This window comes from Aeromonas jandaei, from assembly GCF_037890695.1.
Taxonomy (GTDB): domain Bacteria; phylum Pseudomonadota; class Gammaproteobacteria; order Enterobacterales; family Aeromonadaceae; genus Aeromonas; species Aeromonas jandaei.
This window is the reverse complement of sequence record NZ_CP149571.1, coordinates 783486-809140: the sequence shown is the minus strand read 5'-3', so window position 1 is coordinate 809140 and position 25655 is coordinate 783486. Positions and strand designations below refer to the sequence as shown.

20 protein-coding genes, 4 tRNA genes and 1 pseudogene are annotated in these 25655 nt (G+C 59.1%); 9 read left to right on the top strand and 16 right to left on the bottom strand.

Annotation, left to right across the window (positions count from 1 at the left end; translation table 11 throughout):
- Positions 1 to 5: 5 nt before the first annotated feature.
- The 7 genes from kdpB to WE862_RS03960 form a co-directional block, all read right to left on the bottom strand.
- Positions 6 to 2063, bottom strand: a complete 2058-nt coding sequence (kdpB, locus tag WE862_RS03990) for a potassium-transporting ATPase subunit KdpB (RefSeq protein ID WP_339058703.1) — start codon at positions 2061 to 2063, stop codon at positions 6 to 8.
- On the bottom strand, positions 2064 to 3740 hold the full coding sequence (kdpA, locus tag WE862_RS03985; RefSeq protein WP_042031106.1) for a potassium-transporting ATPase subunit KdpA: 1677 nt from the start codon (positions 3738 to 3740) through the stop codon (positions 2064 to 2066).
- A gap of 449 nt (positions 3741 to 4189) precedes the next feature.
- Positions 4190 to 5539: a glutathione-disulfide reductase gene (gene gorA / locus WE862_RS03980; protein WP_042031107.1), complete on the bottom strand. Its 1350-nt coding sequence runs from the start codon at positions 5537 to 5539 to the stop codon at positions 4190 to 4192.
- 76 nt (positions 5540 to 5615) lie between these two features.
- Positions 5616 to 7583, bottom strand: coding sequence for an ATP-binding protein (locus WE862_RS03975; protein WP_042031108.1), 1968 nt, complete (start codon positions 7581 to 7583; stop codon positions 5616 to 5618).
- Positions 7584 to 7702: 119 nt separating this feature from the next.
- Positions 7703 to 10783, bottom strand: coding sequence for a multidrug efflux RND transporter permease subunit (locus WE862_RS03970; protein WP_339058702.1), 3081 nt, complete (start codon positions 10781 to 10783; stop codon positions 7703 to 7705).
- 15 nt (positions 10784 to 10798) lie between these two features.
- Positions 10799 to 11932, bottom strand: a complete 1134-nt coding sequence (locus tag WE862_RS03965; RefSeq protein ID WP_042031110.1) for an efflux RND transporter periplasmic adaptor subunit — start codon at positions 11930 to 11932, stop codon at positions 10799 to 10801.
- On the bottom strand, positions 11929 to 12525 hold the full coding sequence (locus WE862_RS03960; RefSeq protein ID WP_042031111.1) for a TetR/AcrR family transcriptional regulator: 597 nt from the start codon (positions 12523 to 12525) through the stop codon (positions 11929 to 11931). The genes WE862_RS03965 and WE862_RS03960 overlap by 4 nt, the downstream gene beginning before the upstream one ends.
- A 252-nt stretch (positions 12526 to 12777) precedes the next feature.
- Between WE862_RS03960 and WE862_RS03955 the strand changes: the two genes are divergently transcribed.
- The 6 genes from WE862_RS03955 (at position 12778) to WE862_RS03930 (ending at position 14430) form a co-directional block, all read left to right on the top strand.
- Positions 12778 to 12854, top strand: a tRNA-Arg gene (locus WE862_RS03955).
- A gap of 51 nt (positions 12855 to 12905) precedes the next feature.
- Positions 12906 to 12981: transfer RNA gene (locus WE862_RS03950), tRNA-His, on the top strand.
- A gap of 20 nt (positions 12982 to 13001) precedes the next feature.
- Positions 13002 to 13087: transfer RNA gene (locus WE862_RS03945), tRNA-Leu, on the top strand.
- Between the two features lie 63 nt (positions 13088 to 13150).
- A tRNA-Pro gene (locus WE862_RS03940) sits at positions 13151 to 13227 on the top strand.
- A 223-nt stretch (positions 13228 to 13450) separates the two neighbouring features.
- The gene (locus WE862_RS03935) at positions 13451 to 13891 is read left to right on the top strand and encodes an RICIN domain-containing protein (protein WP_042031112.1); all 441 of its coding nucleotides are present in this window, start codon (positions 13451 to 13453) and stop codon (positions 13889 to 13891) included.
- Positions 13888 to 14430, top strand: coding sequence for an RICIN domain-containing protein (locus WE862_RS03930; protein WP_225628303.1), 543 nt, complete (start codon positions 13888 to 13890; stop codon positions 14428 to 14430). The genes WE862_RS03935 and WE862_RS03930 overlap by 4 nt, the downstream gene beginning before the upstream one ends.
- A 33-nt stretch (positions 14431 to 14463) precedes the next feature.
- On the opposite strand, the gene WE862_RS03925 is transcribed toward WE862_RS03930, so the two are convergent.
- The 8 genes from WE862_RS03925 to WE862_RS03890 all read right to left on the bottom strand — a co-directional run bounded on the left by WE862_RS03925 (position 14464) and on the right by WE862_RS03890 (position 22436).
- Positions 14464 to 15276, bottom strand: a complete 813-nt coding sequence (locus tag WE862_RS03925; RefSeq protein WP_042031113.1) for a Cof-type HAD-IIB family hydrolase — start codon at positions 15274 to 15276, stop codon at positions 14464 to 14466.
- Between the two features lie 89 nt (positions 15277 to 15365).
- Positions 15366 to 16406, bottom strand: a complete 1041-nt coding sequence (locus tag WE862_RS03920; protein ID WP_042031114.1) for an alpha/beta fold hydrolase — start codon at positions 16404 to 16406, stop codon at positions 15366 to 15368.
- Entirely contained in the window at positions 16406 to 17068 is a 663-nt protein-coding gene (locus WE862_RS03915; RefSeq protein ID WP_042031115.1) for a CatB-related O-acetyltransferase, read from the bottom strand. Before WE862_RS03915 ends, WE862_RS03920 begins: the two co-directional genes overlap by 1 nt.
- The gene (gene trmH / locus WE862_RS03910) at positions 17068 to 17799 is read right to left on the bottom strand and encodes a tRNA (guanosine(18)-2'-O)-methyltransferase TrmH (RefSeq protein WP_042031116.1); all 732 of its coding nucleotides are present in this window, start codon (positions 17797 to 17799) and stop codon (positions 17068 to 17070) included. The genes WE862_RS03915 and trmH overlap by 1 nt, the downstream gene beginning before the upstream one ends.
- 45 nt (positions 17800 to 17844) lie before the next feature.
- Complete coding sequence (gene spoT / locus WE862_RS03905) at positions 17845 to 19962, bottom strand: bifunctional GTP diphosphokinase/guanosine-3',5'-bis pyrophosphate 3'-pyrophosphohydrolase (RefSeq protein ID WP_041210828.1); 2118 nt, start codon at positions 19960 to 19962, stop codon at positions 17845 to 17847.
- Between the two features lie 136 nt (positions 19963 to 20098).
- A complete protein-coding gene (rpoZ, locus tag WE862_RS03900; RefSeq protein WP_026456240.1) occupies positions 20099 to 20374 on the bottom strand; it encodes a DNA-directed RNA polymerase subunit omega in 276 nt (91 codons plus the stop codon).
- Positions 20375 to 20454: 80 nt separating this feature from the next.
- Entirely contained in the window at positions 20455 to 21081 is a 627-nt protein-coding gene (gene gmk / locus WE862_RS03895) for a guanylate kinase (RefSeq protein ID WP_033115281.1), read from the bottom strand.
- 299 nt (positions 21082 to 21380) lie between these two features.
- A complete protein-coding gene (locus WE862_RS03890) occupies positions 21381 to 22436 on the bottom strand; it encodes a glycosyltransferase family 9 protein (RefSeq protein WP_042031133.1) in 1056 nt (351 codons plus the stop codon).
- Positions 22437 to 22636: 200 nt separating this feature from the next.
- Between WE862_RS03890 and WE862_RS03885 the strand changes: the two genes are divergently transcribed.
- Together WE862_RS03885 and WE862_RS03880 are read left to right on the top strand one after the other, a co-directional pair.
- Positions 22637 to 23350 carry a 3-deoxy-D-manno-octulosonic acid kinase gene (locus WE862_RS03885; protein WP_042031136.1) on the top strand — a complete coding sequence of 238 codons (714 nt, stop codon included), beginning with the start codon at positions 22637 to 22639 and terminating at the stop codon, positions 23348 to 23350.
- 70 nt (positions 23351 to 23420) lie between these two features.
- Positions 23421 to 24283: pseudogene (locus tag WE862_RS03880) on the top strand (GGDEF domain-containing protein).
- Positions 24284 to 24290: 7 nt separating this feature from the next.
- Here WE862_RS03880 and WE862_RS03875 read toward each other — a convergent pair.
- Positions 24291 to 25145: a carboxylate/amino acid/amine transporter gene (locus WE862_RS03875; RefSeq protein ID WP_042031118.1), complete on the bottom strand. Its 855-nt coding sequence runs from the start codon at positions 25143 to 25145 to the stop codon at positions 24291 to 24293.
- Positions 25146 to 25188: 43 nt separating this feature from the next.
- Here WE862_RS03875 and WE862_RS03870 point away from each other — a divergent pair, with 43 nt between their 5' ends.
- Entirely contained in the window at positions 25189 to 25647 is a 459-nt protein-coding gene (locus WE862_RS03870) for a DUF6314 family protein (RefSeq protein WP_042031138.1), read from the top strand.
- Positions 25648 to 25655: the final 8 nt, after the last annotated feature.

Genomic DNA, 25655 nt, shown 5'->3' with positions numbered 1-25655 from the left:
TGTCGTTACACCAGACCCAGGCCGGTAATGACCAGGTCGATCAGCTTGATGCCGATAAAAGGCACCAGCAGGCCGCCGACACCGTAGATCAGCAGGTTGCGGCGCAGCAGGCTGGCGGCCGATCCCTTCAGGTCGACACCGCGCAGGGCCAGCGGCACCAGCGCTACGATGATCAGGGCGTTGAAGATGATGGCCGACAGGATGGCGCTCTGCGGGCTGCCCAGCTGCATCAGGTTCAGTACCCCCAGTTGCGGGTAGGCGGCGATGAACAGGGCCGGCAGGATGGCGAAATACTTGGCCACATCGTTGGCGATGGAGAAGGTGGTCAGGGCGCCACGGGTCACCAGCAGCTGTTTACCGACCAGCACCACGTCCAGCAGCTTGGTGGGGTTGGAGTCGAGATCCACCAGATTGCCTGCCTCCTTGGCGGCCTGGGTACCCTCGTTCATGGCCAGACCCACATCAGCCTGTGCCAGCGCCGGTGCGTCGTTGGCTCCGTCACCGCACATGGCGACCAGACGGCCATCGGCCTGCTCCTGCCGGATATAGGCCAGCTTCTTCTCCGGCGTCGCTTCGGCGATGAAGTCATCCACCCCGGCTTCGGCGGCGATGGCGGCAGCCGTTTTCGGGTTGTCACCGGTGATCATCACGGTACGGATCCCCATGTGGCGCAGGATCTGGAAGCGGGCCTTGATGCCGGGCTTGATGATGTCCTTGAGGTAGACCACCCCCAGCAACTGCTCATGGGTACAGACCAGCAGCGGAGTACCACCCTGACGAGCGATGTTGTCGACAGACTTGAGCACCAGCTCCGGTACCGCTTTACGGTCGAGGGAGAGGTAGTTCAGCACCGCATCGACAGCCCCCTTGCGATATTGGTGACCGTTGCGATCCAGTCCGCTCAGACGGGTCTCGGCACTGAAGGGGATCACCTTGTCATCATCCAGCTGGCTCGGTTTGGTGTGGCTCTTGCCCGCCAGGGTCAGGATAGATTTACCCTCGGGAGTGTTGTCACCCAGCGAGGCCAGCATAGCCGCTTGTGCCAGCAGGGCCGGGTCGACGCCGGGGGCCGGGATCAGTTCGTCAGCCATCCGGTTGCCGAAGGTGATGGTGCCGGTCTTGTCCAGCAGCAGGGTGCGCACGTCACCGGCCGCTTCGACGGCCCGGCCCGACTTGGCAATCACGTTCAGTTTCACCAGTCGATCCATACCGGCAATGCCGATGGCGGAGAGCAGGCCGCCAATGGTGGTCGGGATCAGAGTGATAAAGAGCGCGATCAGGTAGAGGCGCGGTACCTGGGTGCCGTTGTAGTCGAGGAACCAGGGCAGGGTGGCGACCACCAGCAGGAAGATGAGGGTCAGCCCGACCAGCAGGGCATCCAGCGCCATCTCGTTGGGTGTTTTCTGGCGCTTGGCCCCTTCCACCAGTGCAATCATGCGATCCAGCGTGCTTTCGCCCGGATTGTTGCTGACGCGTACCCAGATCTCGTCTGAAACGACGGTGGTATTGCCGGTTACACCGCTGCGATCGGTACCCGATTCGCGGATGACGGGGGCGGATTCACCGGTGATGGCGGCCTCGTTGACCGAGGCGATACCGGCGATCACCTCGCCGTCGGCTGGGATCATCTCGCCGCTGCGTACCAGCACCAGATCACCCTTCATCAGGCTGGTGGCGGGGCACCATTCGCCCTGACCATCTTTTGCATTAGCCACCCGACGGGCCTTGAGCTGGCTCATGCCAGCCTTGAGGCTGTCGGCTCGCGCCTTGCCGCGACCTTCGGCCAGCGTCTCGGCGAAGTTGGCAAACCAGAGGGTGAGCCAGAGCCAGGCAGTCAGCTGCCAGGCCAGCGAGGGGGCGACCCCGGAGAACGGCTGCCCCAGCAGTGACTCCACCGTCGCCATGACTGCTGCCAGCCAGAGGGTGAACAGAATGGGGCTGCCAAACAGCGCCTTGGGATTGAAGCGATAGATGGCTTCAACCATGGCCTGCAGGATCTGCGATTGCTGTTTTTTGCCCTTCACCAGCATGGTGTCGGGACTCATTGAAGTGGACTTGCTCATTTAGAAAGCTCCCAGCATCAGATGTTCTGCCACGGGGCCCAGTGCCAGCACCGGCAGGAAGGAGAGGCCGCCAATCAGCAATACGGTGATGATCAGCAGGGTAATGAAGAGCGGGCCGCGGATCGGGAAATCCCCCTCGCTTATCTCCTGACGCGGAGCGCGGGCGAGCTGGCCGGCAATGGCCATGATGGGGATGATGTAGCCGAAGCGACCGAGCAGCATGGCCAGGCCGATGGTAACGCACTGCCAGTTGTCACCGGCAGCAAAGCCGGCAAAGGCTGAGCCGTTGTTACCGGCAGCCGAGGCGTAGGCATAGATGAGGCGTGACAGGCCGTGGGGGCCATCGTGACCTATGATAGTGGCCGCATCCGGCATCAGCAGAGTGACACCGCCGATCACCAAAACCCCCACCGGCATCACCAGCATGCTGGCGACGACCCACTTCATCTCGGTGATACCGAGGCGCTTGCCCAGATAGGTCGGGGTACGACCCACCATCAGACCGCACAGGAAGACGGTGAGCAGCACGAACAGCATCATGCCGTAGATGCCGGCACCCACACCGCCGAACACCACTTCACCCAGCAGCATGTTTATCATGGCTACCATGCCGGAGAGAGGAGCGAAGCTGTCGTGCATTGAGTTGACCGAGCCGTTGGAGGCAGCGGTGGTCGCCACTTCCCAGATACTGGAGAGCACCGGGCCGAAGCGGCTCTCCTTACCCTCCCAGTTGCCCGCTTCGCTGGCAAGATGAGTCAGGGCCGGATCCAGTTTCATCTCCTGAGTGATGGAAACGAAGAGTCCCAGTGCCAGCATGATGGTCATGGCAATGACGATAGCGCGGCTGTGGGCCATGTCCTTCACATAGCGACCCAGGGTAAAGACCATGGCGGCAGCCAGGGTCAGCAGGGTGACCATCTCCAGCCAGTTGGAGAGGGCGGTCGGGTTCTCGAACGGGTGGGCGGAGTTGATGCCGAAGAAGCCGCCGCCGTTGGAGCCGAGCTGCTTGATGGCAATTTGCGAAGCTGCCGGGCCGAGCGGCAGCAGCTGCTCCTGACCTTCCAGAGTGTGGAACGGCAGATAGGCTGACAGGCTCTGCGGAACCCCCTGCCATACCAGCAGCAGCGCCAGGATCAGCGACATCGGCAGCAGCACGTAGAGGCAAAAACGCACCAGATCCAGCCAGAAGTTGCCAAGGTGGGTTGTCTGCTGGCGGGCGATACCGCGGAACATCGCAACCGCTACGGCAGCACCTGTGGCGGCAGAGACGAAGTTCTGGGTGGTCAGGCCCACCATCTGGCTGAAGTAGGAGAGGCTGGCCTCACCGGAATAGGCTTGCCAGTTGGTGTTGGTCATAAAGCTGACCGCAGTGTTGAAGGCGAGTTGCCAGTTCAGGCCGGGCAACTGCTGCGGGTTGAGAGGCAGCAGACCCTGCGCCATCAGGATCAGGAACAGCAGGCCGAAGCCGGCGCCATTGAAGGCCAGCAGGCTGAGGGTATAGGACTTCCAGTCCTGTTCCCGTCCGTCCGTGCCGCAACATAACAGGGTGGCACGCTCCACGGGGGCCAGCCAGCGGCACTGGCCTTCAAATACCCGGTAGAGATAATTGCCAAGCAGCGGTGCTGGCAGCAGTACCAGCAGCACAAATGCGACGGGATAGATCATTTCTTGCCACATAGCGGATTCCTCACTCGTGACTGCGCGTGAGTGCGCGCAGCAGATAGGCCATCAAGGCGAGGACCAGCAGCAGATATAGCCAATTCATATCGACTCCATTGAGATAATTAGCTGCGAGAGCCGATGTAAAACCATATCGACTCTGTTAGTGTCATTGACGCTGAAATGGTAAGAAGAACTGGCGTAAAGGCGCCATAAAGCGCCATGTGGCAGGCGTAAAATCGGCGTAAAGAACGACGCTTTTACGAGGGTTCTGGTGGCGAGGCGGGATCAAAAAACCCGGCCTGAGCCGGGTTTGAACGCTGGTGAATGAAGATGACCTGATAGGGACAGTTCAGCTTCAAACGTGCTTATCGCATTGTTACAAACTCTCCTGCGCTGGTGGGATGAGGAATGGGCACGCAGTTGTTGTAGCTGGCCTGATAGTGACAGTTCAGCTTCAAACACGCTTATCGCATAGTCACAAACTCTTCCGCACTGGTGGGGTGGATTGCGACACAGTTGTCGAAGTCCGCCTTGGTGGCCCCCATCTTCATGGCGACGCCAAAGCCTTGCAGGATCTCGTCCATGGCAAAGCCGATGCCATGCAGACCTACCACCTTCTCTTCAGGGCCGACGCAGACCAGTTTCATCCGGGTGGGCTGGCGATGCTTGGTCAGCGCTGAATACATGGCGGTGAACTGGCTACGGTAGACCTTCACCTGATCCTCGCCATATTCGGCGATGGCTTCCGGCTCGGTCAGGCCAATGGTGCCGATGGGGGGGTGGCTGAAGACCACGGTCGGCACCAGATCGTAGTTGAGATGTTCGTTCGGCTTGTTGTTGAACAGCCGTTCGGAGAGGCGACGGCCCGCTGCGACGGCTACCGGCGTGAGCTGGATGCGACCTGTGTTGTCACCTACTGCATAGATGTTGGCAACGGCAGTATTCTGGAACTTGTCGGTCGGGATAAAGCCCTTCTCGTCCAGTTCGATACCGGCAGCGGCCAGATTGAGGTTGTCGGTGGCCGGGACGCGGCCGATGGCCCAGATCAGGCAGTCGACGGTGAGGTGGCGACCATCTTCCAGCTGCAGGGTCAGGCTGTTGTCAGCGTTCTTGAGCACGGCCTTGGGAATGGCGTGGGTGTGCAGCTTGGGCCCTTCCTGCGCCATGATCTCCACCAAAGTCTCGTGGATCATGGGGTCAAAGTTGCGCAGCGGCGCGTGCTTGCGCACCACCAGATGGGTCTCGGAGCCCAGTGCCTGCATCACCCCGGCGATCTCGACGGCGATATAGCCGGCACCCACTACGGCAACCCGTTTCGGTTGTACCTGCAGCTCGAAGAAGCCGTCGGAGTCGATACCCAGCTCGGCACCCGGGATGGCCGGAATTTCCGGACGGCCACCGGTAGCGATCAGGATGTGATCTGCGCTGTACTGCTCGCCATTGACCTCGATCGTGTTGCTATTGACGAAGCGAGCGAATCCCTTGATGACGGTAATCTGGTTCTTGCCCAGCACATTCTGATAGGAGGTGTGGATACGGCCGATATAGGCCTGGCGGGACTCGACCAGCTTGGCCCAGTCGAAGTGGTTGAGAGTGGTGTCGAAGCCGTAATCGGCGCCATATTTCAGGGCATCGGCGAGCTGGCCGGCATACCACATGGCTTTCTTCGGGACGCAGCCTACGTTGACGCAGGTTCCACCCAACTCTTTGGCTTCAATCAGGGCAACTTTCTTACCGTACATGGCAGCCCGGTTGGCAGAGGCGATACCGCCGCTGCCGCCGCCGATGGCGATATAGTCAAAATGCTGTGCCATTGCGAGGTTCTCCGCTCATTAAGAATGCAATCACAGCATGATGGGGACAAAGCGGCTGGCTCACAAGAGCCAGCGCTCAGTTATGTTGGATCGGCAGGCGAATATGGAACTCGGCGCCGTTGCCCGGTTCGCTGGCACAGTGGATGCGGCCGCGCAGCAGTTGCACCACCAGGTTGTAGATGATGTGGGTACCGAGGCCGCTACCGCCCTGACCCCGCTTGGAGGTGACAAACGGATCGAAGATGCGCGGCAATATCTCCGGCGGAATGCCGCGACCGTTGTCGCTGTAGTCGATCAGCAGCTCTTCTCCCTGCTGCTCCACCTTGATGGTGATCTTCTTGGGTTTGTCCCAGTTGTCGAAACCATGGTTGATGGAGTTGAGGATCAGGTTTGAGTAGATTTGGGTAAAGCTGCCGGGGAAGGAGAAGATCGACAGCTTGGGATCGCATTGGATATCGACCTCGCACTGGGCCTTTTTCAGCTTGTGGCCGAGGGAGACGACCACCTGATGGAGGTTGTCGGCGAGGCTGAAGTTGTAGCGCGCTTCCGATGACTGATCGACAGCCACCTGCTTGAAGCTGGCAATCAGTTCGGAGGCGCGGCGCAGGTTGCCTTGCAGCAGTTGCATCGACTCGTCGAGGTTGACGGTGAACTCGTTGAGATAGGAGCGTGACAGCTGTTTTGACTCAATGTGCGATTTGAAGTCGGCAACCCGCTCCTGCAGATAGGAGGAGGCGGTCACACTGATACCGATCGGGGTGTTGATCTCGTGGGCCACACCGGCCACCAGTGAACCGAGGGACGCCATTTTTTCCGACTCTACCAGAGTCTGCTGAGCCTGCTTCAGATCGTCGTAAGCCTTGCCCAGCTGGGTGTTGGCTTCGCTCAGGCTGCGTGTCCGCTCGGCAACCTTACCTTCCAGCTGCTCGTTGAGCTGGATAATCTCCCGTTCGACTTTCTTCAGTTGGGTGATGTCGTAGCCAAACCCGATCTGGTACTTGAGGTTGGGCCCCTCGTAGAAGGGGACAAAGGTCCACTGCAGCACCAGTTCATGGGCCTGCTGGTCATGCATGATGACCACCTTGTCGGCGAGTGAACCCTCTGCCGAGAGGATGTTGCTCAGCTCCTGACGTTGGGCGTTGCTGACAAAGAGATCGAGCCAGTTGTGTTGCAGCAGCTCCTGCTGGTGGTAGCCGGTTAGCAGGATGGCTGCCGGGTTGATGCTGGCGATGGTGAGATCCGGCTCCATGCAGCAGATCACCATGTTGGCCGAATTGATCAGAGTGGCAGAGAAGTCGCGCTCCTGTTGCAACTGTTCCACGGCCTGATGGCGAGCCAGCAGCTCATCGCGCAGTCGGGTGCGCATCTGGTTGAGAGTGGCGACCAGGGTATCCAGTTCATCAGGCTTTTTGCGGGGCAGGGGGCGCCCCTCCAGCTCAAGCTCCATGTCGAGCCGATCCAGATTGAACTTCTGGGCATAGCTGGCGATGCGGTTGATGTGACGAACCACCAGATAGTAAATGATGATCAGGATGCAAAACGAGACCACCAGCGTCTTGATAGTCTGGCTGACCATGATCAGCACCGATTTCTCGATCAGGCGCTGGTAGATCTGCTCCAGCGAGGCTGCTACGAACAGCTTGCCCACCACTTCGCCTTGATAGGTGAGGTTGAATTCGCGGGAGATGTCGTAGCTTTCCCGCTCCACCCCCTGGGTCAGTAGTGGGACTTCGGAGTTGCCGAGCATCTCCTTGACCATCACGAACTGCATGTTGGGCAGGTTCATGATGCCCTCGATCTGTACCTTCACCTGCTCTTCATCCAGGTTCCATAAGCTGGCAGCGATAGGTTGCAGAAAAGAGGCCTCGATCTGGCCGATGCTGTCTTCGATAACGGCAACGTCCTTGCGGTAATCCCAGGCAAGCTGCAGTGCAGTGATGACCATCGCCAATACGGTACTGCACACCAGAATGTAGGAGAGCAGGCGGTATGAGAGTCCGTTACGGCCGACGGCCCTGGCGGTCTTGAAGAAATGTCCTGACATGGCGTCCTTGCGGTCTGGATGTGATGTTTTTTAGTTTAACTGCTTCATGGACTTATGTCGTCTTTCCTGCAAAGCATAAAAAAGGCCCCGTTACGGGGCCTTTTGCTTGAGATGAACGCTTAGTTTCCGCTGTTTGCCTTGGGCGGAATGGTCTCATCAAAGACCGGTAGCGGTTTGTGTTCGGACGCCAGGAAGGTGTAGATCACCGGCAGTACGAACAGGGTGAACAGGGTGCCGATAGCCAGACCGGCCACGATCACGATACCGATACTGAAGCGCTGGGCGGCCCCTGCGCCAGCTGCATAGAGCAGCGGGATCAGACCGGCAATCATGGCTGCTGTGGTCATCAGGATCGGACGCAGACGCACTTTGGCGGCCTGCATCACGGCTTCCATCCGGTTCATGCCGTGCAACAGCTGCTCCTCCTTGGCCACCTCGCAGATCAGAATACCGTGTTTGGTAATCAGACCCACCAGGGTGATGAGACCTACCTGGGAGTAGATGTTCATGGTCGCCAGACCCCATGCGAGCGCGATCAGGGCACCACTGATGGCCAGCGGAACCGAGACCATGATCACCAGCGGGTCACGTACCGATTCGAACTGGATGGCCAGCACCAGGAAGATGATGGCCAGTGCCAGCGCGAAGGTGGCGTAGAGCGCATTACCTTCGGTAACGAACTGGCGAGCTTCACCCATGAAGTCGTAGCGATAGCCTTGCGGCAGCTTCTCGTCGGCAGTGGTCTTGAACCAGTTGATGGCATCACCCATGGCAACCCCGGGGGCCGGAACCGCACCTATGGTGGCGGAGTTCAGCTGGTTGAAGTGCGGCAGGGCGCGCGGCTCACCGACCACTTCAATGCTGATCAGGCTGCCAAGCGGGATCGACTTGCCGTCAGCGGCTCGGACGTAGTAACCCTTCATGGATTCCGGGTTGAGGCGGTATTTACGCTCGACCTGCGGGATCACTTCATAAGAGCGGCCATCCAGGTCGATACGGTTGACGTAGCCGTCCGCCATCATGGTGCCCATGGTGATACCGATGTCCTGCATGGTGATGCCGTAGGCACCTGCCTTGTCCTTGTCGATCTTGATCTTCATGGTGGCAGAGTCGTAGTTCAGATCGAGATCCGAATAGACGAACTGACCATTGCTCTCGGCCGCGCTCAGCATCTCGCCAGCTACCAGGAACAGGCTTTCGAAGCTGTTCGGAGTGGTGATGACGAACTGGATCGGCAGACCGCTGGAAGCACCCGGCAGTTCAGGGAACTGGAAGGTGGTGATGGCCATGCCCGGGATGTCTTTCACCAGTTTGGCGACGCGATCCAGTACCTCTTTCTGGCTCGCTTCACGCTGGCTCCAGGGCACCATGGAGGCGATACCGAACGCCTGGTTGGAGTTGAACACACCAGAGAAGACCTGGGAGTAGGCGATTTCCGGCTGCTCGTCCAGGATCTTGTTCACATCGGCCATGGTGTTTTCGATGTAGTCCAGGTTGGCGTTGGAGGGGGCTGTCCCCAGTACCGCCATTACCCCTTTATCTTCCGACGGTGCCAGCTCGCTCGGGATGAACTTGAACAGTAGCGGCAGGCTGGCGAAGACGATGATGGCAAAGACCACTACCACGATGCGTTTTTGCATCACGGCGTGCAGCATGCGGTCATAGCGATCGGTCATCCGCTCCAGCAGGTGGTGGACAGTGCTCTCGAACTTGCTTGGCGTCTGGTTGGCTCTGAGCATCTTGGAGCACATCATCGGCGACAGGGTCAGGGCGATGATGCCCGAGACAAACACGGCGCCAGCCAGAGTCAGGGCAAACTCCTTGAATAGCGAGCCGGTGATACCGCCCATCAGGGCGATAGGCGCGTATACCGCCGCCAGCGTGACGGTCATGGCGATAACCGGCACGGCGATTTCGCGAGTACCGATAATGGCTGCCCGGAAGGGCTCTTCACCTTCCTTGATGTGACGGTTCACGTTCTCCAGTACCACGATGGCGTCATCCACCACCAGACCGATGGCCAGAACCATCGCCAGCAGGGTCATCAGGTTTATCGAGAAGCCGAACATGTCCATCATCATCACCACGCCGATAAGACTGAGCGGGATGGTGATGATCGGGATGATGACCGCGCGGAACGAGCCCAGGAACAGGGTAATCACCACCAGTACGATGGCGGCCGCTTCCAGAATGGTCTTGATAACCTCGCTGATCGATTCGTTGATGGCGATGGTGGAGTCATACAGCACGTTCACCTGCATGGTGCTCGGCATGTTGCGCTTCAGACTCGGCAGCAGCTCCAGTACATCGTGGGCGATGTTGATGGGGTTGGCTGTCGGCGCGGCGTTGACCGCCATAACCACGGCTTCACGGCCGTTGGCGCTGGCGCGGTAGACGTCGTGGCTCTTCTCCATCGTGACCTTGGCGATGTCGGAGAGACGGATCACCTTGCTGTCACGGCTGGCTACCACCAGACGCTTCAGCTCTTCGATATCACCGACCTGCGTTTCGGCATTGCCGTTGAAGAGGGTGAAGTAACCGGTCGCCTGACCCGTTGCAGACTGATAGTTGTTGCTATTGAGCACTGTCATCACGTCGCTGGCGGTCAGATTGAACGCCGCCATCTTGGCCGGATCCAGCCATACCCGCAGCGCAAACTTCACACCACCGTAGAGGTCAACCTTGGAGACCCCGCCGACGGTAAAGAGCTGCGGTTTGATAACCCGCTCCAGATAGTCGGTGATCTGGCTGGAGTTGAGCTCCGGGCTGGTGAAGCCGAGGTAGAGCACCGCTGTGGTTGAACCGGTGGAGGAGGTGACCGAGGGGTCTTCCGCCTCTTTGGGCAACTGGGAGCGCACCGAGTTGACCTTGGCCAGGATGTCGGACAGCGCGGCATTCGGGTCGGTGTTGAGCTTCATGTACGCGGTGACGGTGGAGCTGCCCAGCTGGCTGGAGGAGGTCATGAAGTCGATGTTGTCGGCTTGCGCGACCGCCTGTTCGAGCGGCTGGGTGATGAACCCCTGGATCAGGTCGGCACTGGCACCGTAATAGCTGGTGCTAACCGTGATCACCGTGTTGGTCACCTCGGGGTATTCCCGTACCTGCATCTTGAATACTGCCTGAAAGCCCAGCAGGGCAATCAGGAAGCTGAGCGAGATTGCCAGCACGGGTCGTTTTATGAATATGTCAGTAAATCGCATCGCAGATCTCCGCGCTTACAGCATCGGGGTTTGTGCCGGAACGGCCAGAGCATCGTTCTCGACCACATGCACCTTGGTGTCATTGCTCAGACGAACCTGGCCTGACAGTACGATCTCGTCGCCAGCCTGGATGCCGGAGAGCACGTGCACGTCATTGCCACGGCGCTCACCCGCCTTGACGACTACCTGCTTGGCGCGTTTGACCATCACCTTCTTGCCCTCTTTGTCGGTCTCTTCGCTCTCTTTGAGCACGTAGACGTTCTGACCGTAGAGAGTGAAGGAGATGGCAGACTGCGGCACCACGATCTGGTTCTGTACGGTAGGCAGGATGATGCTGGCGCGGGCAAACATGCCGGAGCGGAGCTGGCCATCGTTGTTCGGGATATCTGCCTGCACCTGGATCAGGCCGCTCTGGTAGTTGACGGCAGGCTCGATGGCGGTGATATGGCCATCAAACTGGGTCTGGGGATAGGCATCCACATTGATTTTGATGATCTGACCCAGCTTGATTTTGGAGATATCGGTCTGGGGTACGGTGAAACGCAGACGCATCACGCTGGTGTCTTCCAGACGCACGATATCGGTACCCGGTTGCAGGTACTGACCAAGGAAGACATTGCGTAGACCGACCACGCCGCTGAAGGGGGCGCGGACTTCACGACGGGCAATGGTCGCCTTCAGACTCTCGATATCCGCTTCCAGCGAACGATAGGCTGCTTCCGCCTCATCCAGCTGCTCTTTGGAGATGGAGCTGGTCTTGTAGAGGTTCTGGAAGCGGTCAAATTTGGCTTTTGCCGCCGGCAGCTTGGCCTGGGAGGCGCGCAGATTGGCCTTCTCCACGCTGGAGTCGAGGCTCAGCAGCAGCTGGTCAGCCTTGACCGGCTTGCCTGATTCGAAGGTGATGGCATCAATGGTGCCGGCCAGCTCGGTCGAGAGGGTAACCCCCTGATTCGGCTCGATGAAGCCGATCGCCTCGATGGTCGGGATCCAGTCTTGCGCCTTGGTGACCATCGCCGTTACCGGGAACTCGGGTTCCGGCCGGTTGGCCATGTATTTGGCGATCATCTTCTGTTTAAACAAGTTGAAGCCGATGACGCTGCCAAACAAGGCGATCGCTATCAGCAACATAATGGCCATCCACTTTTTCATGAACAGGCTCCTGAGGTGGAAGTATTGGGAGATAAAATTGCATTCCAGCTGGCACGAATAACAGTTTCCAACTGCGGTTCGGTCAGCGTGATCTTGTGAACCCCGCACTGCAGGGCCAGGTGTACCACACTGTCCAGGCTCAATACCTGGAGTGCTCGTATCGGTAAATCAATAAACAATTCTTGCTCAACACCTCGCTCAAAAAATCTGTCCAGTGGCTCCCATGCCGACAGCAGAACAGGATTGGTGGCCAGCTCGGCCCCGAGGGGCGAGCTCTCATACTGTAATTTGCATTTCAGAGCGTTGGGTTCGTTCACAAAAATGGCATGAATATTGAGCCATAATTGTCGAAATTGTTGAAATGAAACTTCATTGAAATTCACTTCTCTTATGACCAGCGGCACGCACTGCAATATCGTGTGCTGATGCAACTGTCGAATCAGGTCATCCTTGTCATTGAAGTAGCGATAGATGGTGCCGGCGGCGACGCCGGCTTTCTTGGCGACTTCGGCGATCGACAGGCCATGAAAACCCCGTTCACCCAGCACCTCATGGGCGGCATTGAAGATGATCTCTTTCTTGTCGTGACTCATCAGAATGAACTCGTGAATGAACGTTCATTCATTCTAGGTGGGGAAGAGATCAAGTCAAGGCGGCAACATGGTTAATACGGAAAATAGCGCCGGAAGCGATCATCCAGGCGAAGCAGCGGGTGTGTTGTAGGGGAAAAAATGAGCCAAAAACGCTCTGTTTGTTTGAAAAAACAACGCTTGGCGCAAAGGGACAAAAAAAGTGTAGACAAGCATGCCCCCCATCATTAATATTGCGCCCCGTTCGACAGCGTAGCGCCCGTAGCTCAGCTGGATAGAGCGCTGCCCTCCGGAGGCAGAGGTCACAGGTTCGAATCCTGTCGGGCGCACCATCCAAAGTGCGCCGGTTAAACGGGCGTTGTTGTAGAACGAAAACAGCTGTGGTGGCTGTAGCTCAGTTGGTAGAGTCCCGGATTGTGATTCCGGTTGTCGTGGGTTCGAGCCCCATCAGCCACCCCATTTTACAGCTTGTCAGGTACGCGAAGGTGGCGGAATTGGTAGACGCGCTAGCTTCAGGTGTTAGTGCCCCCCGGGTGTGAGGGTTCGAGTCCCTCTCTTCGCACCATACTTGCTGTATAACGAGGATGACCATCAGGTCGTCTTTGTTTTTTGTAAGACAAAATATTATCGGTGATTAGCGCAGCCCGGTAGCGCATCTGGTTTGGGACCAGAGGGTCAAAGGTTCGAATCCTTTATCACCGACCACATTCTGAAAAACCTCGCTTCGGCGAGGTTTTTTGCTTTCTGCCGCTCCCATCTTCGTTTTTCCACGTTGCTGTAACGTCTGTTTACACTCTATCCGGACAGTCTTGCCCTCTCTTCAGTTATCCTGCCAGCTGGAGTCCTTGGTGACCGGATGTCACAGACCTCTTTCAGGCTTGTTTTTATGCATAACAGAATTTCGATTTTCTCCCGCTACCCCGCACTTATGGCGGCCATGGTACTGGGCGGGTGTACCCTTAAACCGCCATCGACCGATGAGATGCTGAGCACGATCGTGGTTGCCCATCCGCAGAGCGAGTCAGCCCCCTCACTTTTACTGACCAACAACGGTTTTTGTGTCGGCATTGCCCGTCAGCAGGCGGTGACACAGGTTTGCACTGATAAAGATGCACAACCATTGGAGTGGGATCTTGGCGAGTTGAAGTTGCAGCAGACCTGCTTGCAGGCCAAGAACAGCAATGAGCTGATGCTGGCGCCCTGTGATGGCCATGCGCAGTGGGTGTGGCAGGAGGACAAACTCTTTAACAGCAAGGTCTCCCGTTGTCTGGACGTCGCTGGCCGACGTCACTCTGCGAATACGCCTCTGCGTCTGGCCGACTGTTACGGTGGGGCCAACCAGAGCTTTCTGGTCGGGGGGATTGAATGATTCGCCCGTCACCTCTGATTGCTGCATGTCTGTCGCTCTCTCTGGGAGGGTGCCAGAATCTCGACTCTTCTGATCTGCTGTTGGGCACTGTGGTGATTGGCGCCATCGGTGCCGCTGCGTATTACGGCCACAAGCAGGAAAAGAAAGAGGCTCGCGCCCGGGAAGATCATGGCGGGCAAATCGTGGCTGCCAATGGCAAATGTCTCGATATTGCCGGTGGTGTACGTAATGGTAACCGCTTGCAGCTATGGGATTGTCACGACGGGGATAACCAGCGTTTTCGTCTTGATGGCAATGCCATAAGGGTTGGCGACAAGTGTTTGGATGTTGCCGATGGTGGCCGCGATGCCGGTGCCAAGGTGATTGCCTGGGATTGCCATGGTGGCGACAACCAGCAGTGGCGCTGGGAGCGAGATCGGCTCATCAGCCGCAGCAGCAAGCTCTGTCTGGATGTTGCTCAGAGGGGAAGCGCCAATGGCACTTCCCTGATCCTCTGGCAGTGCCACGGCGGTGACAACCAGCGCTTTCGGCGGAAGTAATAAAAACGGGAACCCGATGGTTCCCGTTTTTATTTAGCTGGCGACCGGTTCCAGTTCGAAACAGCGCTCCAGATAGACGGCAACGCCATCTTCATCGGAGGTGAGTGTTTGCTCATGCTCCGGCAGCGCCATTTTCAGGCGGTCGTGGGCGTTACCCATGACGATGCCGCGACCCACCATGCTCAGCATTTCGAAGTCGTTCATACCGTCACCGAAGGCGATGGCCTGGGACATCTCCAGCCCGTGTTGCTCCAGTACGGCGCGCACGGCATTGCCCTTGTGGACGCCGGCGTGCATCACTTCGAGGCAATCCGGCAGGGAGAAGGTGACGTTGAGCTGGTCGCCGTAGCGCTGGTTGAGGTGTGCCTCGATCTTCAGCAGCTTCTCGTGCTCGCCGATGTAGAAGACCTTGTTGATCTGCTCCATCGACTCCTGTTTCAGGTCATCGACCAGACGATAGGTGAAGCCGGATTCGTCGTGGAATTGCAACAACCAGGGCAGCTCCTCCTCGACCACCCAGTCATCGCCCTGATAGACGTTGAGGTGGATGGAAGGGTCACGTTCGAGTGCAACCAGCTCGGCGGCGATGTCGGTCGGCAGAGGCTGGTTGAACACCAGTTTGCCCTGCTTGTCATGCACCACGGCACCGTTGGAGGTGATGAGGTAGATATCCAGACCCAGCGCATCGCGGAAGCTGCGTACATCGACGTGGTGACGGCCGGTGGCGACCACGAATTTCACGCCCTGCTCAACCAGACGGCGGACGGTCTCCCGGGTGCGGGAGGAGATCTGGTGCTGCTTGTTGAGCAGAGTTCCATCGAGATCGGATACAACTACCTTGAACATCTTTACCTCGGCATCAATTGAAAGCGGGGGCAGTTTACCCCAGCCTGCATGGTCACCCCATTTATTTAGGGTTACAAAAAATAGCCAGCCTAGTAGCGGGCGAAGAAATCGAGCATGGCGGTCAGTGCGGGCTGGCGCTTGTCGTCGGATTCGATAAACAGCTCGTGCCAGGCCCCTTCAATTCGCAGCGGTTTGCCCCCTTCACAGCTGGCTTTGGTGCAAAACGCATCCTGCGCCGCGTTGTCCACCACGCTGTCGTTGCCAGCCTGCAGCAGCAGAAGCGGCGTCTTGATGGCGTTCGCATCGGCGATGGCGGCATCGGCACCGGTGATCCCCTGATAAATCCAGTGGGCGGTGGCCCCCCCCAGCTTGATCTGCGGGTGCTGCTCATAAATCTGGCGGAAAGCCTGATAGCGTGACTGGCTGTGAGTCAGCTCGTTATCGGCAAAGCCATGATCCTGATAGGGGCCCTGACCCGGCCCATAGGGTGGTTCGCCAAACCAGCCGCCGAGTGTGCCTATGGTGGTGGCCAGTCCCTTGGCCAGCCATTTGGGCAGGCCGCCCAGATTGATGCCCAGCATGGGGGAGGAGAGCACGGCGGCGCGGATATCATCGGGCCAGCGCTCCAGATAGCGGGCCGAGATGGCCCCCCCCATGGAGTGAGCCAGCAGGAACAGCTTGGCGGGCTTGTCCGCCATGATTATCTGGTCGTGAAACTGCTTCAGATCGACGACATAATCGTCGAACTGGTCGACATAACCCTTATCATGGTCGTTCAGCATGCGGCCGGACATCCCCTGACCACGATGGTCGATAAGGTAGAGGCTGTAGCCCTGGCGCCAGAGATCCCATGCCAGCTCCTGATACTTGAGGTAGCTTTCTACCCGGCCGTTGACGATCAGGATGGCGCGATCAACCTTCTCCTGCCGCAGCGCGGCATAGCGGATGGCGATGCCATCCTTGCCCTTGAACTCTCCTTCTATGGCATGCTGGCGCCAGAAGTCGGGCAGGGTTTGCTGGTAGAGGGTGGGCACATCGGCTTCGCTGGTCAGCGCATACGGATTGGTCACGGCAAGGGCTCCGGCAGAAAACAGGGTCAGGGCCAACAGGGGAATCGAGAGGGATTTCATCAGGCACACTCCGTTTGCCAGTATTGATAAAGCATTGCGATGTCGCCGGAACAGAGCAGCGACATGGCGCTTTGCAGTGTGGGCAGAGGCCAGTCCCACCACTGCATCTCTTGCAGCATGGCGATCTGCTCATCGTTGAAACGGCGGCGGATAGGTTGGGCCGGATTGCCGCCGACTATGGTGTAAGGGGCCACATCCTTGGTCACCACGGCACGAGTGGCGATGACGGCGCCATCACCTATGGTGATGCTGGGCATGATCATCGCCTCCGAACCGATCCAGACATCGTTGCCGATCCGGGTATCTCCTTTGCGCAGAAAGCCACTACGGGCCCCTTCGCCAAAGGTGTCAGGGTTGAACGGGAAGGTGGAGACCCAATCCAGCCGGTGGCCCTGATTGCCTGCCAGCATGAAAGTGGCGCCCGAGGCGATGGAGCAGAACTTGCCGATGATCAGGCGGTCTACTTCTGTACCCCACTCGCCGCTGTCCCAGCTTGCTCTGGTCGAGCCATCCCCGAGTAAATAACGGACACAGTGATCCTCGAACGGCTTGCCGTGGTAGTAGCCGGAGTAGTAGCTATAGTCGCCGGCCTCTATGTTCGGATTGGTCAGGTGGTCCCGGATGATGCGGGACTCCAGCCAGCTGCCAAAAGGGTTCTCCATCACGTCTCCTGCTGATCGTCCTGCTCGCTCTGCTGCGCCCAGCCTTTGCGGGTCAACTGCATCCGCTGCCACCACTCTTCGTCCGCCAGAATTTCACCGGCAGGGCCGAGCTGGGGGTAGGGCATCTCTTTCTCTTTGCAGAGCTGGGCATAGATGGGATATCCACCCTCGAACAGGATGCTGTTCTGCTCCTCCGGAGTGAGCGGGCAGCCGCGTTGATAGCAACCGGCCAGCTCGCGCTGGCGCTGTGCCTCGTAGAGGATGGCGGCTGCGGCCACCGAGACGTTGAGGGATTGCACCATACCCACCATGGGGATGACGATATGGTGATCGGCCAGCGCCAGCGCCTCTTCACCGATGCCGTGTTTCTCCTGTCCCACCAGAATGGCGGTCGGTTTGGTGTAGTCGATGGCGCGAAAATCGACCGAGCTGTCGGAGAGATGGGTCGCCAGGATCTGCATGCCGGAGGCTTTCAGCTCGGCGACCGCGCTGCCGATATCCGGGTGCAGTTTTACATCCACCCAGTTCTGGCTGCCGCGGGCGGTGCCCTTGCGCTTGTGGATCCAGGTTTTGGGCCACACTGCGTGTACCCGGTGGATACCGATAGCATCGGCGGTACGCACGATGGCAGCCAGATTGTGAGGTTTGTGCACCTCTTCCATACAGACGGTCAAATCGAGCTGACGCTGGGCCAGCATATCGGTGATGCGCTTGAAGCGTTCGGGGGTCATGGTTGTCTCTTAAAAAGCAGCAGGCGGCTTGCGCCGCCTGTGTGATCAGTTCTTTTGCCGGCTCACCTTGAGCACGTTGGGCATGACGCGGATCTTGCGCATGATGTTGGCCAGATGGATGCGGCTCTTGGTGGTGATGAGCAGGCTCACCTGATAGACCCGGCCATCCTTCTCTTCGGTGCTGATGGCGTGAATGTTGGCACCGGTGGCGGCAATCACGTTGGCCAGTTCGGCCAGCGCACCCTGATGATTGATGATCTCGATGCTGATGCCGGTGCGGAACTCCTGTTCCTGCTCCTTGTCCACTTCCCACTGTACCGGCAAGTACTTGTCCGGCTCCTTGCTGTAGCCCTTGATGTTGCGACAGGCTTCCTGGTGGATCACCAGACCCTTGCCCGGGCTGATGTGGGCGATGATGGCATCCCCCGGGATCGGACGGCAGCAGTTGGCGAAGGTGACCAGCATGCCGTCGGCACCCTTGATCGGCATCTTCTTGCTGCTGGTTTTGGGCTGTTCTTCCGGCGGCAGTTCATCCCCCAGCATGCGGCGCGCCACCATGACGCTCATGGCGTTGCCGAGGCCCACATCGGCCAGCAGGCCTTGCAGGTTCTCGTGCTTGGTATCGGCCAGCACCTGTTTGATGCGCGGCTCGGGGATGTCTTCGATATTCTTGGCGCCCAGCGCATGGTTGAGCAGGCGACGACCCAGCACCACCGACTCTTCGGTGCGCAGGTTCTTGAGGAACTGGCGGATCTTGGAACGTGCCTTGGTGGTCACCACGAAGTTGAGCCAGGCCGCGTTGGGACGGGCGCCCGGCGCCGTAATGATCTCCACCGTCTGGCCCGAGTGCAGCGGGCTGCTGAGCGGGTAGGGGTGGCGGTCGACCCGCGAACCGACACAGGCGTGGCCGATATCGGTGTGCACCGTGTAGGCGAAGTCCACTGGCGTGGCGCCTGCGGGCAGTTCCATGATGCGCCCTTCGGGGGTAAAGACGTAGATTTCGTCAGGGAAGAGGTCGGTTTTGACCCCTTCGATAAATTCAAACGAGCTGCCAGCGCTCTGCTGCAATTCCAGCAGGCTCTGCATCCAGCGCTGGGCGCGGATCTGGGCAGTGGTGCCCGAGCTGTCTCCATCCTGCTTGTAGGCCCAGTGGGCGGCAACCCCTTTATCGGCCATCTGATCCATAAATTCGGTGCGGATCTGCACCTCCACCGGCACCCCGTGCGGACCCACCAGCGAGGTGTGCAGCGACTGGTAGCCGTTGGTCTTGGGGATGGCGATGTAATCCTTGAAGCGGCCGGGGCGCGGCTTGTAGAGGCTGTGCATCTGCCCCAGCACCCGGTAACAGGTATCTATGTCCTTCACCTTGACCCGAAAGGCGTAGATATCCATTACCTCATGAAATTGCAGCTCTTTTTTCTCCATCTTGTTGTAGATGGAGAAGAGGTTCTTCTCGCGGCCACTGACCTGATGTTCGATCCCAGCCTCACGCAGGCGCCCGCTGATTTCGCTCTGGATGGAGTCGATAATCTCGCGGCGATTGCCACGGGCGCGGCGCACCGATTCGCGCAACACGCGGGAGCGCATTGGATAGAGCGCCTCGAAGCCCAGCTCTTCCAGCTCGTTCTTCATGGTGTGAATACCGAGGCGGTTGGCGATGGGGGCGAAGATTTCGAGGGTTTCCCGGGCGATGCGGCGGCGCTTGTCAGGGCGCAGAGAGCCCAGGGTGCGCATATTGTGGGTGCGGTCGGCAAGCTTGATCAGAATGACCCGGATATCCTGGGTCATCGCCATCACCATTTTGCGGAAGTTCTCGGCCTGAGCCTCTTTGCGATCGCGAAACTTCAGCTTGTCGAGCTTGGAGACCCCGGCTACCAGCTCGGCGACCGCATCGCCAAACTGTTCGGCCAGATCGGCCTTGGTGATCGGGGTATCCTCAATGACGTCGTGCAGCACGGCGGCCATCAGGGTTTCATGATCGAGGCGCATATCGCCCAGAATTCGGGCTACGGCGACGGGGTGAGTGATATAGGGCTCGCCACTGGAACGCATCTGTCCCTGGTGGGCATCACGGGCCACCACATAGGCTTGCCTGAGCTTCTCGACCTGCTCGGGCGGCAGGTAGGAACTGGCTATTTCTTTAAGATTTTCAAATAAATACAAGACAGTCCCCGCAGCGGTGAAACGGCAATTCGTGGAGTTGAGCGTGTAGCCCTGAGTTTGCGAGGTTTTCGAGCGGTTGTAAATGGGGATGAACAGTCGGCACCCGGGCGGGTGCCGACTATGGGGAAAGAGTGACTTAACCGCGGCCTTCGGCGATGGCAGCAACGGCAGCCAGCTCGGCGGCTTCCTGTTCTTGCTGCTCGTAGCGGTCCTGGGTGTCCATTACCTGGTTGTTTACCAGACCCAGTTCGATCTCACGCAGGGCGATCACGGTCGGCTTGTCGTTCTCTTCTTCAACCAGCGGATCTTTGCCTTGAACCGCGATTTGACGGGCGCGGCGTGCGGCGACCAGCACCAGGTCAAAACGGTTACCAACCTGTTTTACAGCATCTTCTACAGTAACGCGTGCCATGCAGGACTCCAGTTATGTGGGCTTTCTGTGTTTAGAAAAGCGGTGTTTAAAAATGACGCAAAAGTTTACTCGTTTTTGGCTTATTCTGCCAGTAACTGTTGCAGCAAGTTTTGTTGTGCCTGCTGTTGATGACGCATCTCCAGCCGTTGGCACTCAATAATGGCTCTGAGCTGGAACAGTGCCTGCTCGAACTCTTCATTGATAATCACGTAGTCATATTCGTCGTAGTGCACCATTTCGGCAATGGCTTTTGCCATCCGGCCGGCGATCACCTCTGCGCTGTCCTGACCGCGGCCAATCAGGCGGCGTTCCAGCTCTTCACGGCTGGGAGGCAGGATGAAGATGGACTTGGTCGGCATCAGTTCGCGGATCTGGCGGGCGCCCTGCCAGTCGATGTCGAGGAATACGTCGATTCCCTGCGCCAGACAGGCTTCGATGGCGGCGCGGGAGGTTCCGTAGTAGTTGCCGAATACTTCGGCCCACTCCAGAAAATCGCCGCGCTCGATCAGCTCCTTGAACTCTTCCACCTTGACGAAGTGGTAGTGGACACCGTGCTCTTCGCCGGGGCGGGTGGCGCGTGTGGTGTGGGAGACCGACAGCTGCATCTTGCCAGCTTGATTGTGGTTGGTCAGCAAGGCGTTGAGCAGACTGGATTTACCTGCGCCGCTCGGGGAGGAGATGATATAGAGAGTGCCTTGTTGCGCCATGTTATTACCTTTAATCGGGACCCGCATTTTGGTTGTAGCAGAGGCCGCCGTCTTGTGCCCGAAAGGGAGACAGCCAAACGCATGATGCGGATAAATTCTTGGATCAGGGGGATGTAAAGGCGGCGAATTTTAACAGAAGGTGGCGAATAAAAAAACGGCCGGAATCATATTCCGGCCGATCAAAGTGTTCGTAGCTTGTTGCGGGAGCGTAACCCACATCGGTCTTTATTCTGCCTGTCGCTCCGGCATGGGGCCATCAGGTTATCCCTGCCTCACTGCTCGGGATTTCCGAGCTGCTTTCAGTCAGGCAGATGGCGATCGGCGCAGAGGCGATCGAAGGCGGCGATCACCTGCTCGCTGGTGATTTTTCGCATGGCATCGGGATCCTTGAGGCGGGTGCGCCAGCCAAGCTCGGCCAGCGGCTTGCCGGTCTCCTGCTCAATCAGGGTCTGATAGACGCTGACGACATAATCCCGGCAGAGATAGGGGCCGGTGCGGGCCGGATTGTGGTGGGCATAGAGGCCGATGACCGGTGTGCCGACAATGGTGGCCATGTGGGTTGGGCCTGTGTCGGGGGCCAGCACCAGACTCGCCTCACCAATCAGCGCCAGCAGCTGCTTGAGGTTGGTCTGGCCAACCAGATCGACCGGCTTGCTCTGGCTGAGTTGCCGGATCTCGGCAGTCAGATCACGCTCCAGTTTGGCTGGCCCGCCACAGAGATAGACCTGAAAACCCTTGCTGGCTGCGTGATCCGCCAGTGCGGCATAGCCCGCAGCCGTCCAGTTTTTGAACGCCTTGCTGGCGGCGGCGCAGATCAGCAGGGTCGGTTTGCCACCAATCTTCTCTTTCGCCCAGGCTTGGTGTTCGGGGCTGATGGGCAGCTGCCAATCCGGGGTCAGATCCTTGATGCCGAGCTCTTTGGCAAAGGCGAGGAAACCGTCCAGCACGTGGGGAGAGGTGGGCGAGGGCACCTTGTGGTTGGTGAACAGCCACTGACCGTCGTTGGCCCGCTCCCGATCAAACCCGAGTTTGACCCTGGCCTTGATGCCGAGGGTGGCGATGCTGGCGCGCATGGCAGCCTGCAGATGCAGCAGGGCATCAAACTGGCGTCCCCGGAGGGTCTGCCACAGGTCGCGATAGCCGCGCCATCCCTTGCTCTTGTCGAAGGCGATCACCTCGACACCGGGCAGATCGGCAAACAGGGTTGCCTCGATTTTCCCGGTGATCCAGGTGATGCGGGTTTGCGGCCACTCCCGCTGGATGACCCGTACCAGTGCCAGCGCGTGGCAGCAGTCGCCGATGGCGGAGAGCCGCAGAATGCAGATGGAGGAGGGAGGCGTTTGAAATAGCGGCATGATGTGGCGCACGGCTGGCAAAAAGGGTGGATGGCATTATGCAAACTCCCCTGTGGATTGTAAAATTGCGCGCAATCGTCAGCCGGGCTTTGCCACCCTAATAGCCGCCATGGCTGGCACATGTTGCGGGCATGCCACAGTCGCAGCCTCATCGCCCATACATAGGGGCGATCAACGACCCACCGAGCGGGATCTTCATGATGCTGATACAGACCGAACACAACCAGGTTTGCTGGTTCGCCGAAGGGGCCTTTCGCGACCCCACTTCCCAGTTATTCGAACCGGCCTGGTGGCAGAACAACCGTCAGGTGGTGGGAACCTCCATTGGCCGCGGTGTGACCTGGTTCGTCAAGGATGAGTCCCGCCATCTGGTGCTGCGCCACTACTATCGTGGCGGCATGGTGGGCAAGGTGGTGCGGGATCGCTTCTGGTTCGAAGGGGTCGAATCGAGCCGCGCCATGGCGGAATACACCCTGCTGGCCAAGTTGTGCGAACTGGGGTTGCCGGTGCCGCGTCCGTTCGGTGCGCGGATGGCCAAACAGGGCCCATTTTATCGCGCCGACATCCTGATCGAGCGTATTCGCGGTGCCAAGGACATGGTCGCCCTGCTCAAGCAGGGGCCGGTTGCCAGCGAGGTGTGGCACAAGATTGGCCAGACGGTGCGCCAGCTGCACGATGCCGGGGTTTACCACGCCGATCTCAACAGCCACAACCTGCTGCTCGATAAGGATGAGAAGGTGTGGGTGATCGACTTCGACAAGGGGGCGATCCGCTCCCCCGGCGAGTGGCAGAAGGGCAATCTGGAGCGGCTCTTGCGCTCCTTCAACAAGGAGTCCCAACTGCACACCAGCTTCCACTTCGTACCGGATAACTGGCAGACCCTGATGGAGGGTTATCACGGAAAAGCGAGCTGACCCTGTTGCTCGCCGCCATGGCCAATGTTACTTATGAATCAGCTCTTCAGATTCGGTTTCGAGGTGCCCCATGGAAATGCTCAAGACACCTTTGGTGGATGTCACCGCCCGGCTTGATCCGGGTCTGCTGTTTGATGCCATGGCGCTGCTGGAGGCGGGGATCTGGCCTGGTCCCCGCAACAGGGGTTGCGCCGCGACCCCTCCTGCCTGCGCCTGCTGGGGCTTGGCGATAGCTGGCCGGATGATCTCGGCTGGCTGGAGCGGGTGCATCCCGATGACGTTGCCCGGCTGGCTGATGCCCTGAGCGCCTGCCAGAGCGGCCGCAGCAGCGGTCTGCGCCTCGAATATCGCATTCTTCACCACCACGGCCACTACATCCGGCTGGAAGAGCGGATCCGCCGTGACGAACGGGGCCATCTGCTTGGCGTGGTACGCCATCTCGATCCCGCCGTCGTGCTGGTGGAAGAGCGGCACGGTACCGATCCGCTGACCGGGCTGGAGAGTCGCAGCCGCTTCGAGCAACTGCTGGAGGAGAGGCTGTTGGCCGAGGGGGGAACCTTCAGCCTGTTGCAATTCTCCGTCGATCACATGGCCAAGATCCGCCAGCTCTTTGGCGAGGTTGCCTGTGACGCCATGCTGGCCAAGCTGGCGCGCATCGTGCGCCACGAGCTGCGCCGCGAAGATCCCTTCGCCCGCTGGGATGAGGATGGCTTTATTCTGATGCTCTCCCGCACCGAGCGGATGAAGGGGCTGGAGATTGCCGAACGGCTGCGCCTCGAAATTGCCGACGCCAGCCTGCTGCCACAGCGGCCAGTGACCGTCAGTATCGGGCTGGTACAGAGCCAGCCCGGCGAGCAGCTTGACCATCTGCTGGCCCGTCTGGCCACCTGCCACGGTCAGGCCAGACGGGAGCGCAACGCCGTCGTCGGCTAGTTGCCACTCAGGATGAAGTGACCTTGCGATGCTGGCACACCTTGAGGGATGCCAGCATCAGCACTCCGCCGATGGCCAGTCTGGTCAAATCGGTATCCTTGCCCCAGATCAGCAGATTGACCAGCAGGCCGGCCGGAATGAGCGCATTGTTCATGATGGCGAGCACCCCGCTGCTGACCAGCGTTGCCCCCTTGTTCCACAGGAAGTAGCCCAGTCCCGAAGCGCCCACCCCGAGCCAGAGCAGAATGCCCCACTGCAGCCCGCTGGTCGGGTACTGGGGTTTGCCCAGCAACCACCAAGCAGGCAGGGCGATCACCAGTGCTCCCAGATAGAAGCAGCCGAAAATCGCCAGCTGTGGCGGTTGCTCCGCCTCCCTTGCCAGCAGTACCTTGTAGCCCACCTGACCCATGGCAAAGCCGAGGTTGGCTCCCTGCACCACCAGAAAGCCCAGCGCATAACTCTCGGTCAGCCCGTCAAAGCGGATCACGGCTGCACCGGCGACGGCCAGCAGGGCTCCCCACAGATAGGCGAGGTTGAAGCGCCGCTCAAGCAGGTCGTGGAGCAGGGTGACGTAGATGGGGGTGAAGATGGTAAAGACCAGCACTTCCGGTACCGTCAGCAGCAGAAAGGAGTGGTAGTAGAAGAGATACATGATGCCGAGCTGGATGGCACCGAGAGCCATCAGTTTGCCTGCCAGAGCGGGTCGCAGCCAGCGGCGACGCAGGAAGGGTAGAAACACCAGACTGGCGAGAGCGATGCGGGTCAGCACCGAAAAGTAGGCATCCACCTGACCGGCGAGGTAGACCCCGATCAGGCTGAAGGAGAATGACCAGAGCAGGGTGACCCCTATCAAGTAGTTCATGTGGTTGATTTGTCATCAGTTGTCAATTTTTGAGGGGGCTATGATGGCCGAGATGCAAGCGGCAATCCAGCGTTTATGGGCACGATTGCCACAGGTCGGAGCATTTGACTTCACCGCCAGCAATGGCGAGGGGTCGGCGACCGACTGGAATGGTCGCGGCGAAGGGGTCGTGGCGGTGACCGATCATCAGGGTGGCTGGCTCTTCAGCGAGCAGGGGAGCTACACCACTCCCCATGGTCGGGTGCTCACCATGCACAACCGTTTCTGGTGGCAGCGTAGCGAGCGGGGGATCCGCCTTTCTCACCTGCGTTATGAAGCGCCGGTCGAGTTGTTCGAGCTGCTGCCGCAAGGGGATGGCTGCTGGCTGACCGCCGAGCCCCATCTGTGCGGGGCAGACCACTACCGCGCCGAGCTGACCGAGATTGACGGCGGTTTTCTGCTGAGCTGGCAAATCACCGGGCCGCGCAAGAACGAGCGGATCGACTACCGCTACCGGATGTGAGTGGCGGC

Coding starts and splice junctions, on each gene's coding strand:
- WE862_RS03930 (WP_225628303.1), top strand. CDS start 13,888: ATGATTCGCCCGTCACCTCTGATTGCTGCATGTCTGTCGCTCTCTCTG.
- WE862_RS03960 (WP_042031111.1), bottom strand. CDS start 12,525: ATGAGTCACGACAAGAAAGAGATCATCTTCAATGCCGCCCATGAGGTG.
- kdpA (WP_042031106.1), bottom strand. CDS start 3,740: ATGTGGCAAGAAATGATCTATCCCGTCGCATTTGTGCTGCTGGTACTG.
- gorA (WP_042031107.1), bottom strand. CDS start 5,539: ATGGCACAGCATTTTGACTATATCGCCATCGGCGGCGGCAGCGGCGGT.
- WE862_RS03935 (WP_042031112.1), top strand. CDS start 13,451: ATGGCGGCCATGGTACTGGGCGGGTGTACCCTTAAACCGCCATCGACC.
- WE862_RS03925 (WP_042031113.1), bottom strand. CDS start 15,276: ATGTTCAAGGTAGTTGTATCCGATCTCGATGGAACTCTGCTCAACAAG.
- WE862_RS03970 (WP_339058702.1), bottom strand. CDS start 10,783: ATGCGATTTACTGACATATTCATAAAACGACCCGTGCTGGCAATCTCG.
- WE862_RS03885 (WP_042031136.1), top strand. CDS start 22,637: ATGCTGATACAGACCGAACACAACCAGGTTTGCTGGTTCGCCGAAGGG.
- WE862_RS03870 (WP_042031138.1), top strand. CDS start 25,189: ATGGCCGAGATGCAAGCGGCAATCCAGCGTTTATGGGCACGATTGCCA.
- WE862_RS03975 (WP_042031108.1), bottom strand. CDS start 7,583: ATGTCAGGACATTTCTTCAAGACCGCCAGGGCCGTCGGCCGTAACGGA.
- trmH (WP_042031116.1), bottom strand. CDS start 17,799: ATGACCCCCGAACGCTTCAAGCGCATCACCGATATGCTGGCCCAGCGT.
- rpoZ (WP_026456240.1), bottom strand. CDS start 20,374: ATGGCACGCGTTACTGTAGAAGATGCTGTAAAACAGGTTGGTAACCGT.
- WE862_RS03965 (WP_042031110.1), bottom strand. CDS start 11,932: ATGAAAAAGTGGATGGCCATTATGTTGCTGATAGCGATCGCCTTGTTT.
- WE862_RS03890 (WP_042031133.1), bottom strand. CDS start 22,436: ATGCCGCTATTTCAAACGCCTCCCTCCTCCATCTGCATTCTGCGGCTC.
- WE862_RS03875 (WP_042031118.1), bottom strand. CDS start 25,145: ATGAACTACTTGATAGGGGTCACCCTGCTCTGGTCATTCTCCTTCAGC.
- WE862_RS03915 (WP_042031115.1), bottom strand. CDS start 17,068: ATGGAGAACCCTTTTGGCAGCTGGCTGGAGTCCCGCATCATCCGGGAC.
- WE862_RS03920 (WP_042031114.1), bottom strand. CDS start 16,406: ATGAAATCCCTCTCGATTCCCCTGTTGGCCCTGACCCTGTTTTCTGCC.
- kdpB (WP_339058703.1), bottom strand. CDS start 2,063: ATGAGCAAGTCCACTTCAATGAGTCCCGACACCATGCTGGTGAAGGGC.
- gmk (WP_033115281.1), bottom strand. CDS start 21,081: ATGGCGCAACAAGGCACTCTCTATATCATCTCCTCCCCGAGCGGCGCA.